The following is a 17674-nucleotide window of genomic DNA, read 5'->3' on the forward strand; positions in this document are numbered from 1 at the left end:
GATCTTATTATTCGGGGTGAATTTGAGCATGAAACCAAATGTTTTGAACCTCACAGATTTTTGTAAGGGACTAGCCATCGCACTTGTCGTTTTAGTCCATTATCGAGGCGGGTGGTTTGGTTGGCAAGGAGTCCATATTTTTATTGTTTTAAGTGGTTTAGGGTTAGCCTATTCCTGCGCCAAACAACCTCAAACATTTTCCTGGGTTGATTGGTTTATTCGTCGGATGAGACGAGTTCTCCCCGTGTATTGGATAGCGGTGATTTTTTCGTTTCCGCTATTAGCCTATTTAACCACATTGAATTTTGCTGTTACTCGGACTATTTTAGATTTTTTTCTTTTAACCAATGTTTTTGAAGATTTTCGCGGAGAAGCTACGGGAGCTTTTTGGTATATTCCCTTTATTATTGGGGCTTATTTGCTGTTTCCAATCTTATACAATCGATTCCAAAAATATTCAACTTGGCAAGGGTATTCAATAATTCTATTGATTACGATAGCCATAGAATTTATTTATCGAGGAATTGCTATTTATTATTTAGATGGACTTCCCATTGCTCATACCGATAAATTCTTAGATATTTTTCCAACAACAGTTAAGGCACTAAACCATTATCCAGACTGGTTTTTTGGCTTCTTTCAACGGCGATCGCCCTTTGGGTTCATTCTCGCTCGAATTGGAGAATTCACCCTGGGAATGGTGGCAGGATTAGTTCTCGCTAAAAATAGTAATCTTTTTCATAAAATCATTATTAATCCCTATATGGGATGGTTAGGGTTTTTGATTTGGCTCGGTGGACAATCCTTGCTTTATAGTGGATTATGGGGGTGGATTTTTACAGATTTTGTGATTGCTTTAGGAATGATTCTTTGGATTATTAATCTAGCTGATTTTACCCATAAAAAAATCCCTCTGCTGTTCAAAGCTGTCAGTTTAATCGGGATTTGGTCGTATTATATTTACCTGACCCATCAACCTTTTACCCGGCTATTTCCCCAAATCAAACATTATATTATGCCCCATGATCCCAACCTACTCACCGACCTACTAACGGAATTTTTGTTTTTAGGGACAACCCTAGTTACTATTTATTTTGCGAGTGATTTAGCTCGGAGGTTTGATCAATCTAAAATACCCTCTAAAATGATTGTTCAATTTACTCCGATGTTAAATTATTTATTAGCCGCTTTTAAAAAGCTTTGGTTTGCTAAAAATTGGTAATTTTTAACTCAACTCAACTCAACGGAATAATAATTATGAGCAGTTATCTTCCCACCCCATCAAGCCTGAAACGGATGATTTTGAATGCCACTTTAATGAGTTTAATCCTCGGTTGTCGCCCTGCTCCAGAAGCAAATTCTCAGCCAGATGCTATCCTAGAACCTGTTAATTATACGCCCGTTGTCAGTGCGGGATTTCCCCAAGTTATTCCTCCTAAAAACTCGGTTCAACTCTATGGAAATGTAACTTATTTGGGAGACTCAAAGGATCTAAAAACCCAATGGCAAAAAATTAGTGGCTCTGGAAAAGTTACCTTTAGTAATGATAAAATTCCTAATACAACAGCGCAATTTTCTCAACCCGGAACTTATGTTTTACAGTTGAAGGCAACAGGTGCGGAACATTCTAGTCAAGATGAAGTTATTGTTCAAGTTAATCCTATTTCTCAACTACAAATTCCGGCTTTGGGTATTTTTGAACAGGGATTTATTCATTCGGGAAACTATCAAAATCCTTATACTGAAGTTGAAGCGATCGCAACATTAACAACACCTCAAGGTCAAACTCAAACGATTCCTTTATTTTGGGATGGGGGAAAAACTTGGAAACTGAGATTTTCTCCTAATATTGAAGGCATTTGGAAATGGTCTATTAAATCTAATGATCCCGGATTAAATAACAAATCAGGCTCTTTTAAAACCAGTCCAGCCCAAAACAAAGGCGGAATACAAGTTAACCCTAAATATCCCCATCATTTTATTTATCAAGATGGAACTCCCTTTTGGTTATTTGGAGATACCCACTGGACATTATATAATCAGATTCCGAAAGAAAAATTAGATCGAAATTCGGTTCAAGAATATATTGATCAACGAGCTAAACAGGGGTTTAATTATATTCATTCTAACCTGCTATCCAGGGAAAAAAACGAAGGAGGATTAGCCTTTGAGAATCTGTCGGAAGAAACCTTAAATCCGGGTTATTGGCAAGAGGTTGATTCTCGGATTAAATACTTAAATAAAAAAGGAATAACGCCGATGTTATTCTTAAGTTGGGCAAAAGATGGAGGCTCAAAACAGGATTGGAGAGCCTTTCCTAATCAGGAAGCTCGGTTGCGATATGCCCGTTATATTATGGCTCGTTATAGTGCCTTTAATGTGGCATTTACCGTTGCTGGAGAATGGAATGAATATGGCGATAAATCCATGTATGAAAACATCGCCCAAGAAATGGTTAAATTTGATCCCCATCAACGATTAATTGGGATTCATCCGGGGGAAAGAAGTTATACTGTAGCTGAATTTGCTAAAGAAGATTGGATGTCTTTTGCTGATTACCAACAAAACTATACTAAATTACATGAACGAATTTTAGAGAAACTTAAGTATAATAAACCTGTAATTAATTCAGAATATGCCTATTATTTACGGGATCAAAATGAGGATGGAAAAGTTGATAAACCCAATAGTGCAACCCTAGATGAAATTCGTCATGGCAGTTGGGATATTGTTATGGCAGGGGGCTATTTTGTCACGGGATGGGGAACAACCTATTTTGGGGGAATTCGTGATCCGGGGGGATTTAATGTCAATGACCCTAAAAATGATGATTGGGAAGTCCAAGTTCAACAGATTCCTAAACTGTTTAAAAGTTTAGATTGGTGGAAATTTAAACCCTTAGAAAAACGGATCAAAGGAGAGGGAACACACTATTTATTAGCAAACGAAAATCAACAGTATATTGTTTATGTTCGAGACACTAAAAAACCCCTCTCCTTAGCCTTAGAATCAGAAACAACAGTTTCCTACAGCATTCAAATTTATAATCCTCGGTTGGGTAAATTTTCTGACCTGCCCAATTTTACCGGAACTAATTCAATTACTCTACAACCTCCCACTCAAGAAGATTGGGTATTTGTTCTGAAAAAATTAAACCCATGAGGCAATTTTTATAAAGTGATTTCTTCCCCCTGTTCTGTAAAAATGACCTGATTAATTTTCCAGTCAGGATTAGTGGTAATGGTTTGGCGTAAACTCCCAAATAACGCTAATTGTTCACAACTAGATAAAGAATTAAACGTCCGTGCAGCCGTTGTAGGAACCCGAAAATCAATCGTAACAAGTTTTTGACTTTTATCAACATTTATGCGATAATTTAAGGGGAAATCAGAACTGCTTTGTTGTTCTAAAACTTCAGTAATTGCCGTTTCTAAGGCTTGCTGTTTCGGAACCGTAATTTGACGAGGAACCAACTCAGAACATTGACTATCCACCTGATAAATGGTCACAGGAACGGTGTTAGCCGGGGAAAGTGCTTGTTTTTGAGGTTCAGGAGTGGGTTGAGGAGAAATTGTTGCTTCAGGAGGGGTTTGCGGTTGGGTTTGGATATCAACCGGAGGGGAACTACAACTGCTTAAGCTAAGAATAGTAACGGCAACGATACAACGGGTCAGAAAGTGTTGGATACTGTTCATGGTTCAAAGGAGATTTTGGCAATAACGGTTAGCTTATTATTCAAGGGTTAAAGTTCCGATTCCGTTTTGAACCCTCACCGAGTATGATTAAATGTTGGATTAAAATTCTGATGATTTTAGAGATCAAGTTCTGATTCTAAAATCTCTTCACCTCTAATTATTTTACAATGGCTACTGCTCCCTGGACTCGCCGCCATATTTTATCCCTGGCTGATTTTACGGCGACGGAATATAACACTATTCTACAAACTGCAACCAGCTTTCGAGAAGTATTAGGTCGTCGCACGAAAAAAGTTCCCGCCTTACAAGGTCAGGTGGTGGCAAATTTATTTTTTGAGCCTTCAACTCGGACTCGGAATAGTTTTGAACTCGCTGCAAAACGACTATCGGCAGATACGTTAAATTTTGCTCCTGGGACTTCCTCTCTAAGCAAAGGAGAAACCATTCTGGATACTGCGAAAACCTATTTAGCCATGGGAACTGATATGATGGTGATTCGTCATAAAGAAGCGGGAGTTCCCTTTGCGATCGCAGCAGAATTAGATCGTTTAAATGCGAAAGTAGCCGTTTTAAATGCCGGAGATGGTCAACACGAACACCCCTCCCAAGCGTTACTCGATTTATTTACAATTTGTCGAGTTCTTAACCCCGAACAGCCTAAAATTGAACTGTTAAAAGGAAAAAAAATAGCGATTGTTGGGGATATTTTACATTCGAGGGTTGCTCGTTCTAATATTTGGAGTTTAACCGCCACGGAAGCGGAATTACACTTAGCAGCACCTCCGACATTATTACCTAAATTATTTGCTGAATTTGGCAAAAATCGCCCTGGAAAATTGTTTTTACATTGGAATTTAGAAGCGGCTTTAGAAAATGCCGATTTTGTCATGACCTTGCGGTTACAAAAAGAACGGATGACCGCCCATTTATTACCCAGTTTACGCGAATATCATCAATTATTTGGTCTTACCCATGAACGGTTAAAATCCTGTAAACCCGATGTTAAAATATTGCATCCAGGGCCAGTGAATCGCGGGGTAGAATTAAGTTCAGAATTAATGGATGATCCCGAATTAAGTTTAATTTCTCAACAAGTTACCAGTGGCATAGCGGTGAGAATGGCACTATTATATTTAATTGGAGGAGGAAAACCCAATTAAGCAGGATAGAAGGCGGGTTCGAGTTAGACTTTTATATTAACAAAAAATCTATAAAAACCCACCCATCCCCTAAAAATTCAGTCTACTCTAGTAACAATAAAAAAGAGGATTATGATTCAAGCAATACCCAAAACCGTAAGCTTTGACGAATTTATTGCTTGGTATCCACAAGGGTCGGGATGCCACTACGAACTACACAACGGAGAAATTGTAGAGATGCCCAAACCCACAGGTAAACATTCGCGGGTTGCTGGTTTTTTGATTGCTGAACTTAACTTTGAAATTAGACGGCTAAAACTTCCTTATTTTATTCCCAAAGAAGGTGTGATTAAATCTGTCCGCGATGAATCTGGATATGAGCCTGATGTAATTGTAATCGATGAGCGACAAGTTACAGATAATCCCCGATGGGAAAAAGAATCTATTATCACTCAAGGAAGTTCTGTACCCTTGGTGATTGAAGTTGTTTCCACTAACTGGAGTGATGATTATGCTTTAAAACTAGAAGAATATGAGATTTTGGGTATTTTTGAATACTGGATTGTCGATTATTTAGGATTAGGAGGAAGAAGATTTATCGGGAATCCTAAACGACCGACTATTTCCATCTATCAGTTTGTTGAAGGAGAATATCAAGTTTGTCAGTTTCGAGAAAATCAACGAATTGAATCGCCGATTTTCCCAGAGTTAAATTTGACAGCTTTGCAAATTTTTCAAGCAGGTCAATGAGCCAGTAATAGGGTGAGTTTTTAACAATTATCTGTGAGAAACATAAATTATTACTGCATTCGATCAATCGTTCGATATTGAATAGCCTCAGCAACATGGGGGGGTTTAATATTATCTTCTCCGGCTAAATCTGCAATCGTTCTCGCTACTTTTAAAATGCGATCGCTGGCTCTTGCAGATAACCCTAATTTTCTAATGGCATTTTCTAATAAACTCTGTCCAATACTATCTAATTGACACCATTTTTGAATATGACGACTTTGCATTTCTGCATTCGATTTTAACTGGGGTTCATCTTGAAACCGTTGACGGGTGCGTTCACGCGCTAGGATGACTCGTTCTCGAATACTAGCAGAACTTTCGCCTTGAGATTGTTGCAGAATTTCTTCCGGTTTTAAACGATTAACAGCCACTTGTAAATCAATTCGATCCATCAATGGCCCCGATAATTTTGCCCAATATTGTTCTCGTTGACGAGGGGAACAAGTACAGGGTTGAATCGTATCTCCATAATAGCCACAGGGACAGGGATTTGTACTGGCTACTAAAGTAAATTTAGCCGGAAAAATAACCGATTGTTTGGTTCGAGAAACCGTTACAAATCCATCCTCTAACGGTTGTCTTAAAAACTCTAATACATCCCGCTTAAATTCTGTTAGCTCATCAGCAAACAAAATACCTCTGTGAGCTAAAGAAATCTCCCCCGGTTTCGGATAGGTTCCTCCCCCAACTAAAGAGGGGCCAGAAGCGGAATGATGGGGACTTCTAAAGGGGCGATCGCTAATTAATGTGCCTCTATTTTTTAATAGTCCAGAAACCGAATAAATCCGAGTCACTTCTAAAGATTCTTCAAAACTTAAAGGCGGTAAAATTCCCGGTAAACGACGGGCTAACATGGTTTTTCCGCTCCCCGGTGGCCCGACAAAAATTAAATTATGTCCTCCCGTTGCTGCAATTTCTAACGCCCGTCTCGCGTGAGCTTGTCCTTTAACTTCACTTAAATCTAAGCCAATTGTTGTTTTTTGAGCGAATAAATCCGAGGCTGTTAATTTAACAGGTTGGTAATGTTGGGGATGATTTAAAAAATCAGCAACATCTAATAAACTTTTAAATCCATAAACCGATAATCCCTGAACAACAGCCGCTTCTTGAACATTATCTTCAGGAACCACTAACCCCATAATTCCCATTTGTGCAGCCGCCGCCGCGATCGGAAGTACACCCGCAACGGGTCTTAATCCTCCGTCTAAACTCACCTCACCTAAAAATAAAAAATCTCCTAATAAATCGGGTTTAATTTGTTCCGATGCGGCTAAAATTCCGATACTAATTGGTAGGTCAAAACTCGGCCCCTCTTTGCGTAAATCCGCAGGGGTTAAATTAATCACAATATTACGCATCGGGAAAGCATATCCAGCATTTTTTAAGGTAGCTTTTACCCGTTCTCGTGATTCCTGAACCGCCGCATCGGGAAGTCCCAACACCGTAATTTTAGGCAGTCCCCCGGAAATATCGACTTCAACCCCGACTTTCACCGCATCAATCCCAACAATACAGGCACTCCAAACCCTGGCTAACATGGTTTTTAACTCTGATAATTTGTTCTGTTTCTATCTTCTCCTATGATTGATACAGTACGGTTAGCTATTAACTGCAATTTTTTCAACCCCACAACAACCTATGGCTGATACAATTTTTAGCAAAATTATCCGTCGGGAGATTCCGGCCGATATTGTTTATGAGGATGATTTGTGTCTCGCCTTTCGGGATATTGCCCCTCAAGCGCCCGTTCATATTCTAGTGATTCCCAAAAAACCCATTCCTAAACTCGCCGATACCACATCCGAAGACCATGCACTGATGGGGCATTTGCTCCTGAAGGTTAAACAGGTCGCTGAAGAAGCGGGACTGGAAAATGGCTATCGGGTTGTGATTAATACGGGGGTCGATGGTGGACAAACCGTTGATCATCTTCATCTGCATATTTTGGGTGGTCGTTCAATGGAATGGCCTCCTGGTTAATTAAATACTTTGGGCGAGGTTGTCTCGCCCCAGGAGCCATTTTACTGCTTTAATAGTTCATCCATTGAGCAACAACCGCAGGAATAGGTAATAGAATTAATAATAATAATCCCAAGGTTAAAAAACCGATAATATCCCGAATATCATCTAGTTCAGTGACATCATTTAAGGCGGGTTCATCTTGTAAGGGAAAAAAGAATAATAACAAAGCTAAAACTAAAAATTCACTGTGCATTAAAGCTAAAATCAGAATTAAAAACCGAGCCACTTGACCAATGATTAGACTGGTTTTTTGACCAAACATGGCATGAACAATATGACCGCCATCTAGTTGTCCAATAGGAATTAAATTAAAGGCGGTGACAATTAACCCGATATATCCAGCGATCGCCATCGGATGTAAATTTATTGCTTGTTCAGATGTTAATGCAGCACCTAATGTTAATTTACTTAATAATGTGAGTAAAAACGAAAAACTAGGATTCAAGGATTCAAAATTTAAAAATCCAGAGGTTTTGGGATCAAAGGGAACAACGGTTGACTGATTTAACCCTAAAATTAAGAGCGGTAAACTGATGATAAATCCCGCCCAAGGGCCAGCAATACTAACATCAAATAATGCTTTACGGTGGGGAAATGGCGATCGCATTTGAATAAAAGCGCCAAAGGTTCCTAACCAAAACGGAATCGGCATAAAATAAGGTAAAGTCGCTTTAATCTTATACCAACGAGCCGTTAAATAATGGGCAGATTCATGAATTCCTAAAATTGCTATTAAAGCGAGACTATAGGGTAATCCTGCTAATAATAAACGGGGGTTTGCTTGCCAAGCGTCCAGAGGAATATCTACCATCTGAACACCCGCTACCGTTGTTGTAAATAAAGTAATTAATAATAGAGCTAAAGCTAGAATTGGACGGCTTAAAGGATCAGTTTTAAAAGAATTTTCGGCTGTTTCTTGATAGGGATTTGGCACTAAAGCAAAAAAGGGTTTATCTTTAAGATCCTGTTGAAAAGCAATTAGAAAGCGATCGGCAAATTTAGCCTTAATATTATCTCGAATGGTTTGATAAGCGACATCAGGATTAGACCGTAACTGACCCCGACAAACCACCGCCTGTAATCGATATTCAATATTATGCAGGGGAAAGACTGTCCAAGGAAAACAAGTGCGAAGAATGTCTTCTTCCTGTTGATCCAAAGGACGGGGTAAGGTCTGTTTTTCTAGGGGAAGAACGGGTTGTGTTGGCATTGTGGCATCTGATTGAGAAGGTTGAGAAGGAAGACGACCCCATTGCACTAAAAACCAGTATAAACACGGACAAACAATAAAGGGAATAATTACTAACTCTGCGGGAATCGGTTTTTGATTATAGACCAATATCCACGTTCCCCAAATGAATGCCGGGGTCATCATCACCAACCACAGCAACCAAACAGGAGTACGGGTGATTTGAGCCACACCCTGTTGTAGTAGCCAGTAAGTCATTACCCCTAAAATTAGTAACCAAAATAGCATAATCATCCGTAGTTTGAGCCCGATGAACAACTTGGTTTACAATCGAAAATCGCACGGTAAAAATTCATAGAACAATATGTCACAGGAGCGTTCTGTTCCCAAACAACCCCGGCTTGTGCTGGAAAATATTTATGCTTTCCCACCCAACCGGGACACCTTGGGCGGAACTGCCTATTTTATTGTAGAGAACCAGATGAACATCTTGATCGATACGCCTGATTGGAATCCCACAAATCAGCAATTTCTGGAGCAACAGGGGGGCGTTCAGTGGTTATTGATCACCCATCGAGATGCCATTGGAAAAGGGCCAGAGATTCAAAAGACCTTGGGATGCAATATTCTGATCCAAGAACAAGAAGCCTATTTATTGCCTGAGTCAACCGTAACCACCTTTGAGCATGAGTTAACGCTGAGTTCCCAAAGTTCGGTTTTTTGGACACCTGGACATTCTCCGGGTTCATCCTGTCTCTATTTTAGTGGTCAATTCGGGGTTTTGTTCACTGGACGTCATCTATTACCGAATCTCCAAGGTCAACCTGTTCCCCTCCGCACCGCCAAAACCTTCCATTGGCCACGACAATTAAACAGTGTTCAATTAATATTAGAACGCTTTAATTCTCATACCTTACACTATATTTGTCCGGGAGCAAATACAGGGGCATTAAGAGGGGAGCGCATGATTAATCATGCTTATGAAAAATTAGCAATGCTTGATTTAGAAGCTTGTTTGTTGACGGAAGCTATTTTATAGCTAAGAAAGAGTGTAACTTAATAAACAAGATTTGTCTGGGGTAATTAACACATTGAGCAAATTTGAGTTTATAGTAGATGGGCCACCAGTATCACAACAGACTCGTAGACGAGAGCGTCTCAGAGAATGGAAAGCAACAGTACGACAGGAGGCGGAAAAATACTGGTCTTCAGAACAACAAACCGCTACTGGATTGGTTATGCTGCAAATAACTTATTTCTACGATTCTGTGGCTATAGATGTGGATAATATAGTTAAACCCATTCAAGATTCAATTATCGGGTTAGCCTATGTCGATGATGGTCAAGTAACCGATATTATCGTTAGGAAGAGGAATTTGTCGGGTAACTTTAAGATAGAAAATATAACCTCGACATTGGCAGAAGGCTTTGCCCGTGGGAATGAATTTTTGCATATTGTCGTACTTGATGCTCCTGACCAAGAGGTACTTACATGATGTCAACTTTAACTGCCAACCATGAAAGAGAACAATTACTCAAATTAGCCGAGAATTATCGCCAAAAAGGTTACGAGATTTTTCTTCATCCAAACCTTGAAGAATTACCTGAATTTCTGAAAAGTTATCGTCCTGATCTGATAGTCCGCCAGGGCGAAGAAGCAGTCATTATTGAGGTTAAGTCACGCGCTTCACTCAACTCTTACTCTGATCAATATTTACAAAATTTAGCTCAAGCAGTAGAAAAACATCCGGGCTGGAGGTTTGAGTTTGTGATGGTTAACCCGGAGGATATAACCTATTCCCCGAAAGCAGAAGGTTCGTTGCAAAAAGATGAAATTGAATCACAATTGCAAGTGGTAAAGCAACTAACAACGCAACATTTAGAATCAGCAATGTTATATTGCTGGTCTTTAGTTGAGGCAACTTTAAGGTTAATTACAAAAAAAGAAGAGTTAAGTTTACAAAGACTTGAGCCACTTTACTTAGTCAAACAACTAGCGACTGAGGGCGTAATTTCCCAATCTGAGTATCGGTTACTCATGGATGCGATTTCATTCTGTAATGCCATTTTTCATGGTTTTAAAACGACACAACTTACGCAAAATTTTGTCTATGAACTAATTGAAATTACGGAAAAACTCTTGAAAGATTTGCAGACAAGTGATGAATTAATTAACTGAATATCGCCAATTACTCCCATTAAAACAGGAATTGATAAAAATTGAACCCAAACGCCCGAATAATGAGAAAATAGGAAAACTAGGATCACCCAGATCACAGTAAAACGCACTCATTCAGGATTTTATAAGGGAAACGCTCAAATGTTCAAACGAATTTTGGCAATGGCTTTAGTCTGTTTTAGCCTTAGTTTAACAGGTTGTATATCCGTTGGTGTTGGATTAAATAGCTTTGTTGATACCGCAGACGGCTATGAATTTGTTTATCCTAATGGATGGACGCAGGTGAGTGTCTCTAACGGCCCCGATACGGTGCTACACGATATGATTGAACAAAGCGAAAATGTTAGTGTGGTGATTAATCCGGTTTCTAATCCGAGTCAAACCTTATCGGAAATTGGTACTCCTACTGAAGTCGGATATACCTTAAGCAAAAAAGCGATCGCTCCCGAAGGTTCAGGACGCACCGCCGAACTGATTAATGCAGAATCTTATGAAAAAGGATCAAACCTTTATTATTGGTTAGAATATGCGGTACAACTCCCTAATCAACAAAAACGCCATGATTTTGCTAGTGTTACCATTAGTCGGGGAAACCTGTATACATTAAATGTTTCTACCACTGAAAAACGGTGGGAAAAAGCTCAACAACTTTTAAAACAAGTTGTTCAATCTTTTAAGGTGTATTAATTTAGTTCCATTGCGTTTATGACTCAGCCAAATCGAATCACATTTATTTTAGCGTCTGCTTCTCCTGCGCGGAAACGGTTATTAGAAACGGTAGGAATTCAGCCCATCATTTCCCCCAGTGATTTTGATGAATCTCAAATCCAAGATTCTAATCCAGTGCAGTTAGTCCAAAAACTCGCCCAAGCTAAAGCAGAAGTTGTTACCCAAACTTTAATTAATTCTCCCAAACGAGAAGGGGAAATTATATTGGTTTTGGGATGTGATTCGGTTCTGGCGGTTGAGGGAGAAATTTATGGCAAACCTGCTAATATTGAAGAAGCGATCGCTCGTTGGCAAACCATGAAAGGTCAAGTCGGACAACTCTATACAGGTCATGCTTTAATTAATCTTTCTACCCATCAAACCTTGGTGTATTGTCAAACTACGAATGTCTATTTTTCTAATATTTCCGATAGTGAAATTGAAGCTTATATTGCTACTGGAGAACCGTTAAACTGTGCCGGATGTTTTGCTATTGAAGGAAAAGGGGGTTTATTTGTAGAAAAATTAGAAGGATGTCATACTAATGTGATTGGTTTGAGTTTACCTTTATTAAGAAAAATGATTCAGGAGTTTGGATATAATATTACTGACTTCTGGTAGTTGGGAAGAAACCACAAAGACACGAAGACACGAAGACACGAAGAAGAATAATTAACGGGGTATATTGTCTGACTGCATAAAACGTTGATTTTGTCAAGTCCCCTATTTTCGGTTTAATCTTCCCCTCCCAAAACCCGTGCATCGCCAAGCAGAAATTTCGTCAGAAAATCAAGATATTTTACGACAGCATAAGGGTTTTAGCCCCCAATTTGACCTATAGACATAGTAACCCCTTGGATGAAATCTTTTTAAGTCTACCACAACCCCGATAATCTCGTCAACTATTTGACAGCAATTTTCAATAAAATATCAAGATTCCCTGACAATCTTTTAAAAAACAAAACCATTTCAAAAAAATGATTAGAAAAACTTAACCTATTCTTCGTGTCTTTGTGTCTTTGTGGTTACTTCCAGAGTTAAATTAAGTCAATAAGCAGGAGAGGGGAAAGATTAAATATTCTAGGAAAAACAGTTTCCAAATAAATTGATAAAATTGAGCGATAGATTGTTTCTGGCTTAAATCAACGGTTTGACTACGCCACCATAATAGACTCAATAAGATTAAATGAGTTAACCCTAAAAATAGGGGATTAACAGAAGATTTTAAAAACCAACTTCCTAGAATCATCCCTAGATAACAAAGAGTGAGTATCCATCGGGATAAATTAAAGACCGTAACAGTTCCTAATTTTATCGTTAAGGTGTTAATCTGGAATTGGCGATCGCCTTCTAAATCAGGAATATCCTTAAAAATTGCGATCGCTACGGTAAACACTAAAATAAATAACGTTAACGCCCAAACTGAAGGCGGAATTATCGGAATTAAGGATAGTGATTTTCCCGATAAAATCCAGCTAAAGTGTAAATATAACCCTAAATTAACAATAATTCCCCTAACGGTAAAAATACAGAAAGCCGCCCAAAAGGGAAAGCGTTTTAAGCGAATAGGGGGTAAAGAATAGATTGTCCCCAATAGCAGACTAATGGCGACCATTCCCAATAAATAATAACCTTGAAACGCTGCCATGCTTAAGGCTAATATTCCCGTTATTCCGACAATCAGTTGAGCTTGAAACCGGGAATATTCCCCGGCTGCTAAGGGTAAATGGGGTTTATTAATCTGATCAATTTCAATATCTTCGAGTTGATTTAATCCGACAATATAAATATTGCCACAAATACAAGCCAACCAACTGCCAAATAAAGCAATTCCATTTAAACTAAAACCGGGAAATTGCCTAAACTCACTAATGGCAATTAAGTACATCCCCAAAACGCTTAAAGTTGTACCCATAATTGTATGGGGACGAGAAAATTTCCAAAAGGAGTATAACCCCGAAAAATTCTGTTGAATTAAGTTAGGGGAAGAAATAACCGTCGGGGGAGAAGAAGTTTTCGTCATATTAAACCAGGGAATAGGGAATTACGAATTACGAATTACGAATTACGAATGAAAAATGGGGAATTTGGTTAATATTATTCTGGTGATGGTAAACGCCAACCGGGTTTAATTACTTGACGTTCACGAGCAATAACTAAACTATCATCAGGGACATCATCGGTAACAACAGAGCCCGCCGCCACGGTAACATCATTTCCTAGGGTTAGAGGGGCGACTAAAACACTATTTGAGCCCGTTTTTGTCCGATCTCCGATGGTTGTGCGATGCTTTTTCACCCCATCATAATTAGCCGTAATTGTCCCCGCGCCAATATTAACTTTATCCCCTAATGTCGCATCTCCCAAATAGGATAAATGAGCAACATTAGTCCGATTTCCGACCTCAGCATTTTTCAATTCTACAAAATTTCCGACCCGACAGTGTTCCCCAACTTTTGCATGACCCCTTAAATGGGCATAAGGCCCTATGCGGGTTTCATCCGCAACAACACTATCAGAAACAACGGAAAACTGCACCGTAACATTTTTTCCAATCTGACTATTTTCGATTAAACTACCGGGGCCAATGCGACTTCCGGTTTGAATTATTGTGTTTCCCCTTAAATGGGTTTGGGGTTCAATAATTACATCCGCTTCCAACTGTACCGTATCATCAATCGTGACACTATCGGGGTCAATTATTGTCACTCCCGCCGCCATCCAATTCGTTTTAACCCAATCTTGTAAAATACGATAGGAATTAGCCAGATGTTGGCGGCTATTAATCCCTAAAATTTCTCGATAATCATCGACATCCACCGCCATCACTTGATCTAGGTGATGTACTGTATCGGTGAGATAATATTCCTGTTGATCATTATCGGCTTTGAGGTGGGGTAAAATTTCCGCTAACTGCGGCCAATTAAAACAATAAACCCCAGCATTAATTCGATGATTTTGGCGTTGAGCATCGGTACAGTCTCGATGTTCAATAATTTGATTGACTAAATTATGACTATCGCAAAATACCCGACCATATCCCGTAGGATTAGGTAAATGGGCTGCTAATAAGGTCGCCGCATTTCCGTGTTCTTTGTGAATGTTAATTAATTGTTCTAAAGTGTCAGGACGTAATAAAGGAACATCCCCATTTAAAACCAGTAAATCCCCAGTAAAATCTGTTAAATAGGGGAGTAATTGTTGAATGGCGTGACCTGTCCCTAATTGTTCCGTTTGTTCAACAAATTCTAAAGCCGGTTGCGTATTCGTTTGTTGAAGAGAATCGCGGACTAAATCAGCGCCATAGCCCACAATTACTAATCTCCGAGAAGGTTGCAGCCGAACACAACTCTCTAAAACCCGTTGAACTAAAGTGCGTCCCCCCAATTCATGCAAAACCTTGGGAAGGTCAGATTTCATGCGAGTTCCGCGTCCCGCCGCTAAAATTGCTACCGCTACCATCTACCGTTCTGGTGTCAACTGTGAGTAATAGACACGATAAATCGCATCTTAATCTATCTTTTCACAAGATGGACTCACTGCGCCATCGTTTCTTCCAATGGGATGTGGGTTCAAGGGGGGAGGAGTCTTGTTCGGCTTGGCGACGCAGGATAATCACTTCCGCCGTGTCGGATAAACTCGGATCTCGATAGGGGATGGCGGCGCGGGTTTGTAGATGTTCCTGTTCTTGGAGACAGAGGGACGGTAAACCCTCAAAACTGGCTATTGTCCCGGGTGTGCGCCTACCCACGGGAGAGGTAGAAGCAATATTTAACCCGGCTTCGAGTAAGGCGCTTCTGACCGCCGCCGCACAGGAATAAGTCGCTAACTGTCCCTGGGGTTTGAGACATTGAGCCACTAAGGTTAAAAATTCGACTGTCCAAAGTTGGGGACAATGGGGCGGCGAAAAGGGATCGAGAAAAATGGCATCGGCTTTAAACCCAGAATTGTAAACGGTTTGAATGGTATTTCGAGCATCCGCAATCATTAAATGAGCGTTGAATAATTCTGTTTTGAGATAATGATTTTGGGCGAGTTCTTTTAAAATTTCTTGAATATAATCAGGATAGTCATTCAGTAAATTAAACTCTAAGGTTGCTTGGGGAATACGTTGATCAAATTCTAAGCCGATCCATTCAATTTTGCAGTTAGGATTAGCGTCCCAAATAGCGGTTAATGCTGCTGCTGTATTATAACCTAAACCGTAACAAATATCAAGTAAAAATAAGGGAGATATTTCGGCTTTTTTTCTTAACTGTAAAGGGACTACAAACTTTTGTTCTGCTTCCTGTTTGGCTCCAAAATGACTATGAAATAATTCTCCAAATTCCGAGGAGAAAAACGTAAACGAGCCATCGGCGGTTAATTGGGGTATTAATCCTTGATTTTGGATCATCTTTCCTCCTCTGTAGGGTGTGTAAGCGCAGCGCACGCACCATCTAACTATTAATAATAATCAACTCCTAAAGAAACCCAGTTTCTATCCGATTAAGTTGTAACTTGAAATTCAACATCTTCATAAATATCATTAATTGAACAGCGAAAATCCAGACTTTCTAAATAAATTTCTTGTCCTGAACTATAAGGATATAAAACCCATAAACCCTCAGAATTTTTTCTAAAACACTCTACACTGCTCCGATCTTGAGCTATTAAAACATATTCTTTCAAAGTGTCCAAATGTCGATAATCTTCAAATTTTTTACCTCGATCAAATCCTTCTGTTCCAGGGGAAATCACCTCAATAATTAATTTAGGATATCGTTTAAAATATTGAAATTCCCTATCTCTAGGATCACAGGTTACAATCACATCAGGATAATAATAGATATCTAAAACTTCAATATCAGCTTTCATATCCGCCATATAAACCCGACAGCCTTTTCCTCTTAAGTAATTTCTCAACAAAGCAAAAAGATTACCTGCAATGGTATAGCGCTACGCGCTATGGTTAGGACAAAAGTATGATAAGATGCAGTAATACCTCAATATCGGAAAATAGTTATGCCGGCACCTTATAGTTACGATTTACGCTCCAAGGCGATCGCAGCCGTGAAAAGAGGAGAAAAGAAAATAGAGGTAAGTCGTTTCTTTAAAATAAGTCGCAACACATTAGATCTGTGGCTGAAAAAAGAAAGAGAAACAGGAGACTATCAGGCTAGCCGACAGGTAGGAGTAGGAACTCAACCGAAAATTCAGGAGTTAGAAAAATTTAAAGAATTCGTGAAAAAAAATAGTGACAAGACTCAAAAACAAATGGCCCAATTATGGGGGTGTGAGGCGACGCAACAGAATATTAGTTATGCTTGTCGAAAACTGGGTATAAGTCGAAAAAAAAAACTTATGGGTATCGAGAAAGAGATGAAGAAAAAAGACGAGAATTTCTTCAAAAACTAGAGGGAATAGAAAGGAGCAGAAAAGTTTATGTAGATGAAGCGGGATTTGATAATAGAGAGGATTACCCGTATGGCTACAGCCCGATAGGGGAAAGATGTTATGCACTCAAGTCCGGTAAAAGAAGAGAAAGAGTCAGTTGGCTATCAGCATTGAAAGAAGGTAAATTATTGGCTCCTTTAACCTTTGAGGGGTCATGTAATAAAGATTTATTTGAAACCTGGTTAAAGAATTGTTTGCTGCCAGTGCTAGAACCAGGAGACATTATTATTATTGATAATGCCAGCTTTCATCAAGGGGAATATATCAAAGAACTCGTCGAAGAAGCCGGATGTAAAATTTGGTATTTGCCCCCATATTCTCCCGACTTGAACAAGATTGAAAACTGGTGGGCTGTTTTAAAGACATGGATGAAACAGAGATTAAACGAATTTCAAACCGTCAGAGAATGCGTGGATGCTGCATTTAGAAATTGTCCTAACGTATGCGCGTAGCGCTATAACATGGGCATCACTCGCCCCCGCCATCGCATAAACTTCCCCTTGAATATATTCAT

General features: G+C 39.3%; 18 protein-coding genes. 11 read left to right on the forward strand and 7 right to left on the reverse strand.

All coding sequences use genetic code 11. The features are described from left to right. Positions 1-28 precede the first annotated feature (28 nt). Positions 29-1222: an acyltransferase family protein gene (locus PL8927_RS20195; RefSeq protein WP_083625144.1), complete on the forward strand. Its 1194-nt coding sequence runs from the start codon at positions 29-31 to the stop codon at positions 1220-1222. A 35-nt stretch (positions 1223-1257) separates the two neighbouring features. Continuing rightward, positions 1258-3162: an apiosidase-like domain-containing protein gene (locus PL8927_RS20200; protein WP_083625146.1), complete on the forward strand. Its 1905-nt coding sequence runs from the start codon at positions 1258-1260 to the stop codon at positions 3160-3162. A gap of 8 nt (positions 3163-3170) precedes the next feature. Here the strand turns inward: PL8927_RS20200 and PL8927_RS20205 are convergent, their stop codons facing one another. Then, a complete protein-coding gene (locus PL8927_RS20205) occupies positions 3171-3695 on the reverse strand; it encodes a GerMN domain-containing protein (protein WP_083625149.1) in 525 nt (174 codons plus the stop codon). Between the two features lie 167 nt (positions 3696-3862). Here PL8927_RS20205 and PL8927_RS20210 point away from each other — a divergent pair, with 167 nt between their 5' ends. Beyond that, positions 3863-4855 (forward strand): aspartate carbamoyltransferase catalytic subunit, encoded by a 993-nt coding sequence (locus tag PL8927_RS20210; RefSeq protein WP_083625150.1) that lies wholly within the window; start codon positions 3863-3865, stop codon positions 4853-4855. A gap of 111 nt (positions 4856-4966) precedes the next feature. Beyond that, positions 4967-5584, forward strand: a complete 618-nt coding sequence (locus PL8927_RS20215) for a Uma2 family endonuclease (protein ID WP_083625153.1) — start codon at positions 4967-4969, stop codon at positions 5582-5584. Positions 5585-5634: 50 nt separating this feature from the next. Here PL8927_RS20215 and PL8927_RS20220 read toward each other — a convergent pair whose 3' ends face one another. After that, positions 5635-7164, reverse strand: a complete 1530-nt coding sequence (locus tag PL8927_RS20220) for a YifB family Mg chelatase-like AAA ATPase (protein WP_083625156.1) — start codon at positions 7162-7164, stop codon at positions 5635-5637. Between the two features lie 100 nt (positions 7165-7264). On the opposite strand from PL8927_RS20220, the gene PL8927_RS20225 reads away from it, so the two are divergent. Next, positions 7265-7606, forward strand: a complete 342-nt coding sequence (locus PL8927_RS20225; protein WP_083625158.1) for a histidine triad nucleotide-binding protein — start codon at positions 7265-7267, stop codon at positions 7604-7606. Between the two features lie 49 nt (positions 7607-7655). Here PL8927_RS20225 and PL8927_RS20230 read toward each other — a convergent pair whose 3' ends face one another. Continuing rightward, positions 7656-9131 carry a site-2 protease family protein gene (locus tag PL8927_RS20230; RefSeq protein ID WP_083625159.1) on the reverse strand — a complete coding sequence of 492 codons (1476 nt, stop codon included), beginning with the start codon at positions 9129-9131 and terminating at the stop codon, positions 7656-7658. A gap of 70 nt (positions 9132-9201) precedes the next feature. Between PL8927_RS20230 and PL8927_RS20235 the strand changes: the two genes are divergently transcribed. From PL8927_RS20235 to PL8927_RS20255, 5 genes are all read left to right on the forward strand, one after another. Further along, the gene (locus PL8927_RS20235) at positions 9202-9876 is read left to right on the forward strand and encodes an MBL fold metallo-hydrolase (protein ID WP_083625161.1); all 675 of its coding nucleotides are present in this window, start codon (positions 9202-9204) and stop codon (positions 9874-9876) included. Between the two features lie 52 nt (positions 9877-9928). Next, positions 9929-10333 (forward strand): RusA family crossover junction endodeoxyribonuclease, encoded by a 405-nt coding sequence (locus tag PL8927_RS20240; protein WP_156093263.1) that lies wholly within the window; start codon positions 9929-9931, stop codon positions 10331-10333. Continuing rightward, positions 10333-11016: a hypothetical protein gene (locus PL8927_RS20245; RefSeq protein WP_083625163.1), complete on the forward strand. Its 684-nt coding sequence runs from the start codon at positions 10333-10335 to the stop codon at positions 11014-11016. The genes PL8927_RS20240 and PL8927_RS20245 overlap by 1 nt, the downstream gene beginning before the upstream one ends. A gap of 141 nt (positions 11017-11157) precedes the next feature. Next, positions 11158-11703 carry a photosystem II reaction center PsbP gene (psbP, locus tag PL8927_RS20250; protein WP_083625164.1) on the forward strand — a complete coding sequence of 182 codons (546 nt, stop codon included), beginning with the start codon at positions 11158-11160 and terminating at the stop codon, positions 11701-11703. A gap of 18 nt (positions 11704-11721) precedes the next feature. After that, entirely contained in the window at positions 11722-12345 is a 624-nt protein-coding gene (locus tag PL8927_RS20255) for a Maf family protein (RefSeq protein WP_083625167.1), read from the forward strand. Between the two features lie 421 nt (positions 12346-12766). Here the strand turns inward: PL8927_RS20255 and PL8927_RS20260 are convergent, their stop codons facing one another. The 4 genes from PL8927_RS20260 to PL8927_RS20275 all read right to left on the reverse strand — a co-directional run bounded on the left by PL8927_RS20260 (position 12767) and on the right by PL8927_RS20275 (position 16653). After that, entirely contained in the window at positions 12767-13747 is a 981-nt protein-coding gene (locus tag PL8927_RS20260) for a homogentisate phytyltransferase (RefSeq protein WP_083625170.1), read from the reverse strand. Between the two features lie 74 nt (positions 13748-13821). Then, positions 13822-15186 carry a bifunctional UDP-N-acetylglucosamine diphosphorylase/glucosamine-1-phosphate N-acetyltransferase GlmU gene (gene glmU, locus PL8927_RS20265; protein WP_083625171.1) on the reverse strand — a complete coding sequence of 455 codons (1365 nt, stop codon included), beginning with the start codon at positions 15184-15186 and terminating at the stop codon, positions 13822-13824. Positions 15187-15247: 61 nt separating this feature from the next. Then, positions 15248-16120, reverse strand: coding sequence for a tRNA (5-methylaminomethyl-2-thiouridine)(34)-methyltransferase MnmD (locus PL8927_RS20270; RefSeq protein WP_083625173.1), 873 nt, complete (start codon positions 16118-16120; stop codon positions 15248-15250). A gap of 92 nt (positions 16121-16212) precedes the next feature. Beyond that, complete coding sequence (locus PL8927_RS20275) at positions 16213-16653, reverse strand: Uma2 family endonuclease (RefSeq protein WP_083625176.1); 441 nt, start codon at positions 16651-16653, stop codon at positions 16213-16215. A 75-nt stretch (positions 16654-16728) separates the two neighbouring features. Here PL8927_RS20275 and PL8927_RS20280 point away from each other — a divergent pair. Then, positions 16729-17612, forward strand: a protein-coding gene (locus PL8927_RS20280; protein ID WP_197047317.1) for an IS630 family transposase whose coding sequence is annotated in 2 segments (ribosomal slippage) — positions 16729-17055 and positions 17058-17612 — 882 coding nt in all. Because the reading frame shifts where the segments join, the coding sequence is not laid out codon by codon here. Positions 17613-17674 lie beyond the last annotated feature (62 nt).

The organism is Planktothrix serta PCC 8927 (genome assembly GCF_900010725.2).
Classification (GTDB): Bacteria; Cyanobacteriota; Cyanobacteriia; order Cyanobacteriales; family Microcoleaceae; genus Planktothrix; species Planktothrix serta.